We start from the raw sequence: 13,942 nt of genomic DNA, 5'->3' as shown, positions 1-13,942 counted from the left end.
CTCCTTGATGATCAGGCCAGACGGCCGTGACACTGTTTGTATTTCTTACCGGAACCGCATGGGCACAGATCGTTACGTCCCACTTTGCGCTCCCCGCCCTGTTCAGCCATCGCGGCGGCAGCAGCGGTTTCATCATCAACGTGGCTCAGCTGTTGCTGTTGTGCCAGGCGCTCTGCCTCTTCACGGCGTTGCTGTTCCATCGCTTCCACTTCTTCCGGCATGCGCACCTGCACTTTGGCGAGGGTGCTGATCACTTCATACTTGAGTGACTCCAGCATCGCAGCGAACATTGAGAAGGACTCGCGCTTGTATTCCTGCTTCGGATCTTTCTGCGCATAACCACGCAGATGGATGCCCTGACGCAGATAATCCATTGCCGCCAGATGCTCTTTCCACAGAGAATCGAGTGTCTGCAGCATGACGCCTTTTTCGAAGTTACGCATCATTTCAGCGCCAACCACTTCTTCTTTCGTCGCATAATTTTCATGCGCGCGGGTCATGATACGTTCACGTAGCGTTTCTTCATGCAGATCCGGCTCTTTATCCAGCCAATCAGTGATTGGCAGATCAAGGTCGAAATCGTTACGCAGACGTTCTTCCAGACCTGGAATATCCCACATTTCTTCCAGCGACTGCGGCGGAATGTAAGTATCGATGGTGGACTTGAACACATCTTCACGGATGCTGTTGATGGTTTCAGACACATCAGACACGTCCAGCAGCTCATTACGCTGGCTGTAGATGGCACGACGCTGATCGTTGGCGACGTCATCGTATTCCAGCAGTTGCTTACGGATATCGAAGTTACGGCTTTCAACTTTACGCTGTGCGTTGGCAATCGCTTTGGTCACCCATGGGTGCTCAATCGCCTCGCCTGGCTTCATACCCAGTTTACGCATCATGTTAGACACACGGTCTGAAGCGAAAATACGCATCAGCGCATCTTCCATAGACAGGTAGAAGCGGGATGAACCGGCATCACCCTGACGACCCGCACGGCCACGCAACTGGTTATCGATACGACGCGATTCATGGCGTTCAGTACCGATAATATGCAGACCGCCCGATGCCAGTACCGCATCATGACGCAGTTTCCAGGCTTCTTTGATCGCCTGAACCTGCTCTTCAGTTGGGGCTTCCAGCGCCGCCACTTCGGCCTGCCAGCTACCACCCAACACAATATCGGTACCACGACCCGCCATATTGGTGGCGATGGTGACGGCAGCAGGTTGACCCGCTTGCGCCACGATATCTGCTTCGCTGGCGTGGAACTTGGCGTTCAGTACGCTGTGTTTGATACCGGCGCGCGTGAGTTCGTTAGAGACCACTTCTGATTTTTCAATCGAAATCGTACCCACCAACACCGGCTGGCCGTTGGCAGTACAGACACGAATGTCTTCGATAATCGCGTCGATCTTCTCTTTCTCGGTCATGTAGACCAGATCGGCCATGTCTTTACGCACCATCGGACGGTTGGTGGGCACCACGATGGTATCGAGTTTGTAGATCGAGCTAAATTCAAACGCTTCGGTATCGGCAGTACCGGTCATACCGGCCAGTTTTTCGTAGATACGGAAGTAGTTCTGGAAGGTAATGGACGCCAGCGTCTGGTTCTCGTTCTGGATTTCCACGCCTTCTTTGGCTTCAATCGCCTGATGCAGACCATCAGACCAGCGACGGCCCTGCATGGTACGGCCGGTGTGTTCATCGACGATGACCACTTCGCCGTCTTTGACGATGTAATCGACGTCACGGGTGAACAGTGCATGAGCACGCAGCGCCGCAGTGACATGGTGCATCAGCATGATGTTGGTCGGCGAGTAGAGTGATTCGCCCTCATCCATAATGCTCTGGCTCACCAGCAGCTCTTCGACTTTCACCAGGCCGCGCTCGCTCATGTGAGCCTGGCGTGATTTCTCATCCACCCAGAAGTCGCCTTCACCCTGGAAGGTTTCTGAATCTTCCTTTTCCTGGCGTACCAGGTGAGGAATGATTTTATTCACCTTGGTGTACATATCAGAGCTGTCTTCAGCTGGACCGGAGATGATCAGCGGTGTACGCGCTTCATCGATCAGAATGGAGTCCACCTCATCCACCAGCGCGTAGTGCAGCTTACGCTGTACACGCTCTTCCGGGCTAAAGGCCATGTTGTCGCGCAGGTAGTCGAAGCCGTATTCGTTGTTTGTGCCATAGGTGATATCAGCAGCATAAGCAGCGCGTTTAGCCACCGACGGCATGTTTGGCAGGTTAATGCCGATAGACAGACCAAGGAATTCAAACAACGCGCGGTTGTTTTCAGCATCACGCTGGGCCAGATAGTCGTTCACCGTGACCACGTGAACCCCTTTGCCGCTCAATGCGTTCAAATACGCCGGCAACGTTGCGGTTAAGGTTTTACCTTCACCCGTGCGCATCTCAGCGATGCAACGTTCGTTCAATACCATGCCGCCAATCAGCTGCACATCGAAGTGACGCATGCCGAAGACACGCTTACTGGCTTCACGCACGGTGGCAAAGGCTTCAGGAATCAGGCTTTCAAGGCTCTCACCTTTCTTCAGGCGCTCACGGAACAGATCGGTCTTGGCCTTCAGTTCATCATCGGAGAGCTTGACGAAATCAGGCTCCATTTTATTGATGACATCGACAATTTTACGCATGCGGCGCAGAGTACGATCGTTGCTGCTGCCAAAGACTTTAGTTAACAATTTGATCAACATGATAAATTTTTCTCAATTCAGCCGTCATTACACGGTCTGGAAAATCTAAAACAAGATGTGGGAAAAATGAGCTGTTAAGCGTTGCGAGGCCCAGCGCGGATGCCATGGATAGCAGCCTGCCAGTCAGCAGAAGTCTGGATTTGAGGTTCACGATGGCGCAGCGTTTCCTGCGACTCAAGTGCAATAGCGGGTTGTGCAGGCGAAGTCAGTAGCGCCTGCAGCGAATCAATTAACGCCAGCTTTTGCGCCGCCAGCGGCTCAGCCTGATTGGCCTCGGTATCAGCAGGAGGCGTCATGCTAAAGGAAAGATGGCGGATAACGGTGCGTATGGCATGTTGATGCCAGTAATCGACATTAAAATTTGGTCGACGCGCACTTTCCTGCAGACGGATCAGGTGATCGAAATGAACAACATTGCCGACAAACAGGCTGCTGATGGGCAAGTCTGTCGCTGTGGACTCCGCGCTTTGCGCACAGGCAGGCAGGCCCAAACTGGCCGCCACCATCCCTAATAAGAGATGAGGCCAGAAGTAGCGTCTGCCTAATTGTCGCCAGCGTGAGAAAATCCCGATCACAACCTGTCCACAGTTAAATAAAGTAATGAAGCCGGCGCGAGTATCCGCGAACCTGCTCATATGAGCGCCAGATAATAGCACTTATGTGAGGCCACGACACCAGTGATTAAAGGGCTTACGGGGGATTTCACGTTTATTTGTACAGGCTTTCGCCAGTGATGACAGAGAATTGAGAGCGGTCTTGCAGGAATAAAAACGGGCAATAAAAAACGGCAGATTCACTGACCGGAGAGGGTGCCAGCGAAACCTGCCGTTTTTTGGTCTAGCTTATGCCAGAACTAAATTTGGTGCTTTGAATGCCAGTGGCAGTTCAGCTTCGTCTTCGAAGGTTGCCCATTCCCAGGCTTCCTGCTTCGCCAGAACCGCTTGCAGCAATTTGTTGTTCAACGCATGACCCGATTTAAACGCGGTAAACGCGCCAATCACGTTGTGGCCACACATAAACAAATCGCCGATTGCGTCCAGCATTTTGTGACGAACGAACTCATCTTCAAAGCGCAGACCGTCTTCGTTGAGTACGCGGAAATCATCGAGCCCAATCGCACAATCTAAACTACCGCCCAGGCACAGGCCTTTAGACTGCAGATATTCGATTTCACGCATAAAACCAAAGGTGCGCGCACGACTGATTTGGCGAACAAACGCATCAGCCGAGAAGTTCAACTGGTAACGCTGCGAGCTTGAGTCAATTGCTGGGTGCTTAAAGTCGATAGTAAAATCGAGCGAGAACCCGTTGAAAGGTTTAATCTCAGCCCACTTATCACCGTCTTCTACACGTACCGTTTGCTTAACGCGTACGAATTTCTTCGCGCTGTTTAGCTCTTCGATACCGGCATCCATCAGCAAATAGACAAAAGGCGCGGCACTGCCATCCATGATTGGGATTTCAGGCGCATCAACTTCAACAATAATGTTGTCGATGCCCAGACCTGCCAATGCAGCATTCAGGTGTTCAACCGTCGAAATACGCACGCCTTCATCATTCACCAGACAAGTACTCAGCATGGTGTCGCGCACGTATTTTGCATCAGCCGGGAAATCAACCGGTGGATTCAAGTCAGTGCGACGATAGATGACCCCGGTATTAGCCGACGCAGGGCGTAAGGTCAGCGTGACTTTCTTGCCGGTATGTAAACCGACACCTGTCGCCTGAACAATACGTTTTAATGTCCTTTGTTTGATCATCGCATTATCTCGCAATATTACCCATCCGACCGCCAGTATAAATTACCAGCGGGCGAATACTTTAGCACAAAGAGCGGAGAATCCCAATTCTCAGGATATTCTTAGTCTGCCTGTTTACGCAGGAAGGCTGGAATATCAAGGTAATCTGGCTCTTTGCTGGACGAAGCTGGCTGGTCGTTAACCACTTTGGCCGCCGGCTTTTGTTCCTGCGGCAATGGCGCCATGCCATGCTGCTGGTAACGGTGGTCCATCACAGGCTGCGTGGCCGGCTTGTTGGTCACCAGAGTGATTTCCGGACGCTTATCCATGCCAATACCGGTCGCAACAACGGTCACACGCAGTTCGTCGTTCATCTCTGGATCCAGAGAAGTACCGATAACCACGGTCGCGTTGTCAGAGGCGAAGGCGCGGATAGTGTTACCCACGGTCTCGAACTCATCCAAACGCAGGTCGAAGCCCGCTGTGATGTTGACCAGCACGCCGCGCGCACCTGACAGGTCGATATCTTCCAGCAGTGGGCTGGAGATCGCCATTTCGGCCGCTTCTTCGGCACGGTCTTCACCGCATGCCACGCCTGAACCCATCATGGCATAACCCATTTCTGACATCACGGTACGCACGTCCGCGAAGTCAACGTTCATCAAGCCTGGGCGAGTAATCAGCTCAGCGATACCCTGCACCGCACCTTTCAGTACGTCGTTGGCTGCGCCAAACGCATCCAGCAGAGAGATACCGCGACCCAGCACTTTCAGCAGCTTGTCGTTTGGAATAGTGATCAATGAATCGACATGCTTAGACAGCTCAGCGATACCCTGCTCAGCAAAAGCCATACGCTTTTTGCCTTCGAAGTTGAAGGGCTTCGTCACCACCGCAACCGTCAGGATACCCAAATCTTTTGCCACTTCAGCCACGACTGGCGCTGCACCGGTACCGGTACCGCCGCCCATGCCTGCAGCGATAAACACCATGTCTGCCCCTTCCAGCGCAGCACGCAGTGCTTCACGGTCTTCCTCCGCTGAGGTACGACCGACTTCCGGGTTTGCACCCGCACCAAGACCTTTGGTAATGCCGGTCCCGATCTGAATCGTCTGGCCGACCGCTGTTTTACGCAATGCTTGCGCATCGGTGTTCACAGCGAAGAATTCTACACCTTCGATACGCTCGCGTACCATGTGCTCTACGGCGTTGCCACCGCCACCGCCGACGCCGATGACTTTAATCACCGCGTCATTGGTTAATTCCATAGGTTCAAACATGATTTCTCTCCGTTATGTGCCTGTCGCCTGGAGATCATAAACATTGCCAGCATGATCTCCTTTTTCAAAAATTAAAATTCTTTCTTCAGCCAACTATTGATGCGTTTAAACCAATTGCCCACTGAAGCGCGTTTTTCCGTTTCTGCATCACCGTTCATGTGTGACTCTTTGCCGTAGTGCAGCAGACCGACTGCAGTTGAGTAATACGGCTCCTGCGCATAATCCGTCAGGCCGGTGATGTTCAATGGCTGTCCGATACGCACCTGCGTGTGGAACACACGTTGGGCGCAAGCGGCCAAACCTTCAATCTGTGCTGCGCCACCGGTCAGCACGATACCGGCTGCCAGATGATGCTTAACGCCCTGCTGACGCAGTTGCTCCTGCAATTGCAGAATCTCGTCATTCACCAGATTCAGCAGTTCGGTGTAACGTGGCTCAATTACTTCCGCCAACGTTTGACGCTGCAGACTGCGCGGGGGACGTCCACCGACACTTGGCACTTCGACGTTTTCGTCTTTGCCAACAATCGAACCCAGCGCACAACCATGGCGTACTTTGATCGCTTCCGCATCGGTTGGCGGTGTGCCGAAGGCATAAGCGATATCACTGGTCACCACATTCCCTGCATAAGGGATCACTTTGGTGTGACGCAGCGCGCCGCCGGTGTAAACCGCGATATCCATTGTACCGCCACCGATGTCAACAACACAGACTCCCAGCTCACGTTCATCTTCAGTCAGAACCGAAAAACTGGACGCCAGACCGGCAAAAATCAATTGGTCAACTTTCAGGCCGCATCGTTCAACGGCTTTGACAATATTTTTTGCCATATCATTGTGGCAGGTGATCAAGTGTACTTTTGCCTGCATGCGCACGCCGGAAAGTCCCACCGGATTCTTAATGCCTTCCTGATAATCGATAGCATATTCCTGAGGAATAACATGCAGGATACGATGTTCATCACGAACGCGTACGGATTTCGCCGTATGTACCACGTTCTCTACATCATCCTGAGTCACTTCCTCTTCCGAAATCGGAACCATCCCGATTTCGTTCTGACAACTGATATGTTTGCCCGATAAAGCAAGGTAAACCGACGAAATCTGGCAATCTGCCATCAGTTCAGCCTGGTCGATGGCGCGCTGAACGCATTTCACCACCGACTCAAGGTCGTTTACGCCGCCTTTATCCATGCCGCGAGACGGGCAGCTGCCCACCCCAATAATGTTGACCATACCATCAGGCAGAATTTCCCCAACCAGGGCGGCAACCTTTGCGGTGCCGATTTCAAGTCCTACTACCAGTTTTCTGTCCGTTGCCTTGATCATTGTGGTTTAGCCTGTGCCTGGTTTTGTTGCTGATTACTGTCCTGTGGCTCCAACGGGGCCGCTGCCCAACCTACTGCGGCACCAGAGTCGTAGCGCAAATCGACATAGGTAATGCGCTTGTTCTGACTCTGGCCCTGCTGCAGCAGCTCCGGATAGAGCTCAATAAAACGGTTCAGACGCTTCATGGTTTCGCTGCGTCCCAGCTCAATGCGCACATCGTCACTGGTCACCAGTTGCCACGAGCGCCGCGCCGTCATCGACGCGACCTTCAGGGTAAACTTGCCGGCCTTGAGCACATCACTCATGGTGTGATAACCCGCCAGCACCTCTGTTTCACTGCCTTCCGGGCCATACAACATCGGCAATGTCTCTTTACCGATGTGGCTGGCCGGGACGCTGAAGGAGACGCCATCGGCGTCTACCATGTGTGAGTCATTCCAGCGTGCCACCGGAACGTACTCCACCAGGTTAATCTTCAGCTCATCAGGCCACTGCTTACGCACACTGACCTGTTTAATCCAGGGTAAACGCTCAATCTGCTGCTGGATGATGTCCACATTCTGCGACATAAACGTGCCAGGCGCGCCGAGCGACAAAATAGCCTGGCGAATATCATCATGTGTGGTGTAGTGGGTTTCACCCGTCACCACCAGCTTCGATAACGGCAAGCGTGATGCATCATTCATCCACTTCAGCACCACCAGCCCACCGGCCGCCATGATGCCCAGCACAATCAGCAGGAACACGACGCCAAACAGTCTGGCGCCGTTGCTACGCCCGGTGCGCGCACGCTCCTGGGGTTCGCGATTTCTTACACGTATCGCCGCCTGAGACATATCAGTCAGCCAGCGCCAGAATACGTGCCACCAGCTGCGGGAAGCTGTATCCCGCCTGCTTAGCGGCCATTGGCACCAGACTGTGACTGGTCATGCCCGGTGAGGTATTCACTTCCAGCAGCTGGAAGTTTCCGTCTCCGTCGGCCATCACATCCACACGCCCCCAGCCGCTGCAACCTAATGCGCGCCAGGCAGCCCAAACCAGCGTCTGCAATTCTGCTTCTTGCTCTGCACGCAAACCGCTCGGGCAGAAGTATTCAGTATCGTCAGAAATGTATTTAGCTTCATAGTCATAGAACTCGCTGGCGGTTTTTATTCTGATTGAAGGCAGAATTTCATCGCCCACGATGCCAACCGTGTACTCCGCACCACTCAGGAAGGCCTCAATCAGCACATCACTATCATGGCGGAAGGCTTCGTTGAGTGCGGCTGGCAATGCTTCAAGGGTGTTCACACGGCTGATGCCCACGCTTGATCCTTCGCAGCTTGGCTTCACAAACAGCGGTAAGCCGAGCGCATCAATTGCATCGCGGGTCTCCGCAGACAAACCTTGCTCATGCTGCTGACGCGTCAACCAAACAAATTTGCCTGAAGGCAGTCCCCTGCCCTGCCACAGCAATTTGCTGCGCAGCTTGTCCATGGTGATTGCCGAAGCCATCACGCCGCTGCCGGTGTAAGGCAGTTGCAGAAACTCTAACACCGCCTGAAGTGTGCCATCTTCACCGCCTCGACCGTGCAGGGCGATAAAGGTCTTCGCAAATCCCTGAGCTTTAAGATCCAGCACAGAGACATCACGGGTATCCACGCCGTGTGCATCAATGCCCATCTCACGCAGGCCCGCCAGCACGGCGCTGCCCGACATCAGTGATACCTCACGCTCTGCTGAGGTTCCGCCCATCAAGACGGCGACTTTCTCAGCCATGACGAGCCTCCGTTTTCACTGTTGGCTGCAATTGGTTATCAGCCAGCTTACGCGCGATCTTGCCAATGTTGCCTGCGCCCTGAACGATCACCAGGTCATCGCCTGAGAGCAGTGGTGCCAGCGCTTCCGGCAACGCATCATGCTCGGACACTAAAATCGGATCGACCTTGCCACGGCTGCGAATTGCACGGCACAGCGAGCGGCTGTCCGCACCAGGAATCGCGGCCTCGCCGGCTGGATACACATCCAGCATCAGCAGGACATCAACCTGTGACAGCACGTTAGCGAAGTCGTCAAACAGGTCACGCGTGCGCGTATAACGATGTGGCTGGAACACCATCACCAACTTTTTATCCGGCCAGCCCGCACGGGCGGCTTTGATGGTGACATCCACTTCGGTTGGATGATGACCGTAATCATCCACCAACATCGCGCTGCCCGGATTGCCGTTGACCGCAGCGGTATCAAACTCGCCCAGCACGTCAAAGCGGCGTCCGGTGCCCTGGAAGCTCTCTAGCGCGGCCAGAATCGCGTTGTCCTCAATGCCTTCTTCGCTCGCGACCGCGACGGCTGCAGCGGCATTCAGTGCATTGTGACGTCCCGGCGCATTCAATGTGACTTTCAGCAGCGGTTTGTCCTGACGAATCAGGGTGAAGTGCCCCTGCGCGCCACGTTGTTCATAGTTCTCGATGCGCACATCGGCGTCATCGCTGAAACCATAAGTGGTCACCTGACGGCCCACGCGTGGGATCAAATCGCGGATCACCACATCATCCACACACATCACCGCACGTCCGTAGAACGGCAGGTTATGCAGGAAATTAATGAACGTCTGCTTCAGGTTCTCGAAATCGCCCTGATAGGTGTCCATATGATCCGCTTCGATGTTGGTGACGATCGCCACCATCGGCTGCAGATGCAGGAACGACGCATCACTTTCATCGGCTTCCGCAATCAGGTAACGACTGGTGCCCAAACGCGCATGCGTGCCCGCTGCTTTCACCAGGCCGCCATTGACGAAAGTCGGATCCAATCCACCTTCGGCATAAATACTGGTGACCATCGCCGTGGTGGTGGTTTTGCCATGCGTGCCAGCAATCGCAATGCCATGACGGAAGCGCATCAGTTCTGCCAGCATCTCTGCACGACGGATCACCGGGATACGCTGCTCGCGTGCGGCGACCAACTCCGGGTTGTCCTGTGCTACCGCTGTTGAAACCACGACCACACTCGCATCCGTCACGTTTTCCGGACGATGGTTGAAATAAATGGTGGCACCCAGCGAGGACAGATGCTGTGTCACCGGGTTAGGGGCCAGATCCGATCCGCTGATGTGGTAACCTTCGTTCGCCAACACCTCGCAATACCGCCCATGCCAGCACCACCGATGCCGACAAAGTGAATGTGCCGGACGCGACGCATCTCGGGCACAATGGAACGCAGTTTTGCCAATTGTTGTGTATTCATCTGTCTCAATTACCTGTTTATCTCATCTGTACCTGCATTCAGGTACCAGCCGGTCAAACCGGCCCATTAATTACTTCGCGACGCGAGCCACTTCCTGCGCCACCCGATCGGTGGCATCAGGAATCGCTGCCTGACGCGCTTTCTCAGCCATCGCCAGCAGCGTAGCGCGATCCCAATGGCGCAACGTGTCCGCTACTGCAGTCGCGGTAAACTGCGGCTGCTCGAAAATTTTGGCCGCACCCGCTTTTTCCAGCGGCAACGCGTTCCAGTACTGCTGACGATCTTTGTGCTGAAATGGCACGAAGATCGCCGGTAAACCTGCGGCGGCCACTTCGCTCACCGTCAATGCGCCCGAACGGCATACCACCACATCGGCCCAGGCGTAAGCTTCCGCCATGTCATCGATAACTCGGTGATCTTGTGCTGCGGCTGTCCGGCATCGCGATAAGCCTGCTGCACTATTTCCAGCGCGCCTTTACCGGTTTGATGCCAAACGGTGATCGCTTCACCCAGTTCCGCAGCCACCTGCGGCACTGTCTGATTCAGAATGCGCGCGCCCTGGCTGCCGCCGACCACCAGCACACGAATCGCGCCAGTACGTCCACTCAATCTTTCAGCTGGCAATGGCAAGGCCAGCACATCGGTACGTACGGGATTGCCGACAACGTCCGCTTTCGGAAAGGCGCCGGGGAAAGCCTGCATCACTTTGGTGGCGATTTTCGCCAGCCATTTGTTAGTCAGCCCTGCAATGCCGTTCTGTTCGTGCAGCACTACGGGAATGCCACAGCTCCATGCTGCTAAACCGCCCGGTCCGGAAACGTAACCGCCCATACCGAGTACCACGTCCGGCTGCCAGCGCTTCATAATGCGGCGCGCCTGGCGCCATGCATTGAAAATACGTACCGGTGCCAACAGCTGCGCTTTGACACCTTTGCCGCGCAAACCGCTAATGCGGATAAATTCAATCTCGATGCCATGTTTCGGCACCAAATCCGCTTCCATTCGGTCAGCGGTTCCGAGCCAGCGCACCTGCCAGCCCTGTTCGATCAGATGGTGTGCCACGGCCAAACCCGGGAACACATGTCCACCGGTTCCGCCGGCCATCACCATCAGCCGCTTGCTACTCATCGAGCACCTCGGGTAAACGCCTGCGCTTTTGCCAGACGCGTTTCATAATCTATGCGCAATAAAAATACGATGGCGGTCGACATGATAATCAGACTCGAACCACCGTAGCTGATCAGTGGCAATGTCAGGCCTTTCGTCGGCAGCATGCCTGCAGCCGCACCGACATTAACCAGCGCCTGGAAGCTAAACCACACGCCAATTGAGCAAGCGAGGAAGCCCGAAAAGCGCTGATCGATCTCCAGGGCACGGCGACCAATCGACATCGCGCGAAAAGCGACGAAGAATACCATCAACAGCGCTAAAACCACACCGACATAACCCAACTCTTCACCAATGATGGAGAAGATAAAGTCGGTATGCGCTTCGGGCAGATACTCCAGTTTCTGTACCGAGTTGCCCAAGCCTTGTCCCCAGAATTCGCCGCGGCCAAACGCCATCAGTGACTGTGTCAGCTGATAGCCGCTGCCGAACGGATCTTCCCATGGGTTCCAGAAAGAGGTCACGCGGCGCATACGATACGGCTCCGCGATAATCAGCAACACCACGGCAAAAATGCCGGAGCCGATGATGGCGAGGAACTGCCACATCTTGGCGCCCGCGAGGAACAACATCGCCAGCGTGGTGACAAACAGCACCACCACCGTACCGAGGTCCGGTTGCGCCAGCAGTAATACGGCTAACACGACCATCACGCCCATCGGCTTACAGAAACCCCAGAAGTTGTTACGTACTTCTTCGACTTTGCGTACTAGGTAGCTGGCGAGATAACAGAACAGCGACAGCTTCGACAATTCAGCTGGCTGGATACGCAACGGGCCGAGGGCGATCCAACGTGATGCGCCGTTAACCGAGCTACCCACCACCAACACGATCAGCAGCATGGCAACAGAAGCCATTAACATGGCATTGCTGTAGCGCTGCCAGAAATCCATCGGCACGCGCAGCGTCACCATTGCCATACCCAGCGCTAACAGGATGTAAAACGCATCGCGCTTGGCGAAGTAAAACGGATCTTCATTGAGGCGCTGCCCCACGGGCATCGAGGCGGAAGTCACCATCACAAAGCCAATGATCGCCAGACCAAAGGTCAGCCATAGCAACGTACGGTCATACAGCACCACTGGCGCGTCATCATTTTCACGTCCGCCCATCACCCAATCGCGTAAGCGTACGGAGATGAAGCTGGCAATACTGGCACCCGGAATACGCATCAGCTTAACTCCTTCGCCAGTTGCGCGAACTGGTCGCCGCGCTGCTCAAAGTTACGGAACTGATCGAGGCTGGCGCAGGCCGGTGACAGCAGTACCATATCGCCGGCTTTCACCTGAGGTGCAATCAGCTCCATTGCTTGCTGCAAAGTCTCGGTGCGGGTAGCAATCTCAGGGCGAAGCGCCGCCAGTGCATCGCCGTCACGGCCAAAGCAGAATAGTTGTACGTTGTCACCTTGCAGGAAGCGTGTCAGCGCGCTGAAATCGGCGGCCTTACCATCACCGCCCAGCAGTAACCACAAGGTGCCTTGCACCTGCAAACCGTTCAGCGCCGCTTCGGTGCTGCCCACGTTGGTGGCTTTCGAATCATTAATCCAACGCACGCCGTTAGCTTGATGCACCAGCTGGAAACGGTGCGGCAATCCGCTAAAGGTGGTTAACGCCTTCAGGCTGGAGGCGCGCGGGATATTGACCGCATCCGCCAGCGCCAGCGCGGCCAATGCGTTGGTGTAATTGTGTTGCCCGACCAGCGTCATCTCGTTGGTATTCAGCACTCGCTCACCCTGCGCACGCAGCCAGGTGCTGCCCTGCTGCTGAGTCAGATGATAGTCACCGAGATTGATGCCGAAGCTGACGCAACGCGCATCAACGCCGCGTACGGGCATGGTCATGCCATCGTCAGCATTCACCACACAGACGCGGGCGTTTCATAAATACGCAACTTCGCTGCGCGATATTGCTGCATGCCCAACGGATAACGATCCATATGATCTTCCGTCACGTTAAGAATGGTGGCGGCAGCAGCCTGCAGGCTGTGAGTGGTTTCCAACTGGAAGCTGGAGAGTTCCAGCACATACAGCTGCGCCGGAGATTTCAACAGTGTCAGCGCCGGTAAGCCGATATTTCCGCCAACGCCAACCTGCCAGCCGGCTGCACGCGCCATTTCACCCACTAACGTGGTCACGGTGCTTTTACCGTTTGAACCGGTAATGGCCACAATCGGCGCCTGTGCTTCGCGACAGAACAGTTCGATATCGCCCACGATTTCGATTCCTGCGTCTGCGGCTTCACTGAGTGCAGGATGAGCCAGTGCAATGCCTGGACTGGCAATAATCAAATCCGATGCCAGCAACCAGTCACTATTAATACCGCCCACATAGCGCTCAACCGCTTCAGGTAGCTTATCGATACCCGGCGGTGACACACGGGTATCCATCACGCGGGGCGTTACACCCTGCGCGAGGAAGAAATCAACACAGGACAGGCCAGTAATGCCTAATCCAATGATGACGACTTTTCTGCCCCGATAGTCAGCCATGA

The 13,942-nt window shown here is 54.7% G+C and carries 8 protein-coding genes and 3 pseudogenes; all 11 read right to left on the bottom strand.

Annotation, left to right across the window (positions count from 1 at the left end):
• Nucleotides 1-11: 11 nt before the first annotated feature.
• The 11 genes and pseudogenes from secA to murD all read right to left on the bottom strand — a co-directional run bounded on the left by secA (nt 12) and on the right by murD (nt 13,940).
• Nucleotides 12-2,717 (bottom strand): preprotein translocase subunit SecA, encoded by a 2,706-nt coding sequence (gene secA, locus HA45_RS11665; protein ID WP_100704590.1) that lies wholly within the window; start codon nt 2,715-2,717, stop codon nt 12-14.
• A 74-nt stretch (nt 2,718-2,791) separates the two neighbouring features.
• Complete coding sequence (gene secM / locus HA45_RS11660; RefSeq protein WP_143808502.1) at nt 2,792-3,292, bottom strand: secA translation cis-regulator SecM; 501 nt, start codon at nt 3,290-3,292, stop codon at nt 2,792-2,794.
• 267 nt (nt 3,293-3,559) lie between these two features.
• Nucleotides 3,560-4,477, bottom strand: a complete 918-nt coding sequence (gene lpxC, locus HA45_RS11655) for a UDP-3-O-acyl-N-acetylglucosamine deacetylase (RefSeq protein ID WP_100704588.1) — start codon at nt 4,475-4,477, stop codon at nt 3,560-3,562.
• A gap of 101 nt (nt 4,478-4,578) precedes the next feature.
• Nucleotides 4,579-5,733: a cell division protein FtsZ gene (gene ftsZ / locus HA45_RS11650; RefSeq protein ID WP_100704587.1), complete on the bottom strand. Its 1,155-nt coding sequence runs from the start codon at nt 5,731-5,733 to the stop codon at nt 4,579-4,581.
• Between the two features lie 71 nt (nt 5,734-5,804).
• Entirely contained in the window at nt 5,805-7,061 is a 1,257-nt protein-coding gene (gene ftsA, locus HA45_RS11645) for a cell division protein FtsA (protein ID WP_013507861.1), read from the bottom strand.
• Nucleotides 7,058-7,897, bottom strand: a complete 840-nt coding sequence (gene ftsQ, locus HA45_RS11640; protein ID WP_100704586.1) for a cell division protein FtsQ — start codon at nt 7,895-7,897, stop codon at nt 7,058-7,060. Before ftsQ ends, ftsA begins: the two co-directional genes overlap by 4 nt.
• A gap of 1 nt (nt 7,898) precedes the next feature.
• Entirely contained in the window at nt 7,899-8,819 is a 921-nt protein-coding gene (locus HA45_RS11635) for a D-alanine--D-alanine ligase (protein WP_100704585.1), read from the bottom strand.
• Nucleotides 8,812-10,286: pseudogene (gene murC / locus HA45_RS11630) on the bottom strand (UDP-N-acetylmuramate--L-alanine ligase). The gene HA45_RS11635 and the pseudogene murC overlap by 8 nt, the downstream one beginning before the upstream one ends.
• A gap of 70 nt (nt 10,287-10,356) precedes the next feature.
• A pseudogene (gene murG / locus HA45_RS11625) lies at nt 10,357-11,414 on the bottom strand (undecaprenyldiphospho-muramoylpentapeptide beta-N-acetylglucosaminyltransferase).
• Nucleotides 11,411-12,625: a cell division protein FtsW gene (gene ftsW / locus HA45_RS11620; protein WP_100704582.1), complete on the bottom strand. Its 1,215-nt coding sequence runs from the start codon at nt 12,623-12,625 to the stop codon at nt 11,411-11,413. The pseudogene murG and the gene ftsW overlap by 4 nt, the downstream one beginning before the upstream one ends.
• Nucleotides 12,625-13,940, bottom strand: a pseudogene (gene murD, locus HA45_RS11615) (UDP-N-acetylmuramoyl-L-alanine--D-glutamate ligase). Before murD ends, ftsW begins: the two are co-directional and overlap by 1 nt.
• Nucleotides 13,941-13,942 lie beyond the last annotated feature (2 nt).

The sequence above is a fragment of the Pantoea rodasii genome (assembly GCF_002095465.1).
GTDB classification, from domain to species: domain Bacteria; phylum Pseudomonadota; class Gammaproteobacteria; order Enterobacterales; family Enterobacteriaceae; genus Pantoea; species Pantoea rodasii.
The sequence above is the reverse complement of the archived record's forward strand: the minus strand, read 5'-3'. Positions and strand labels throughout refer to the sequence as shown.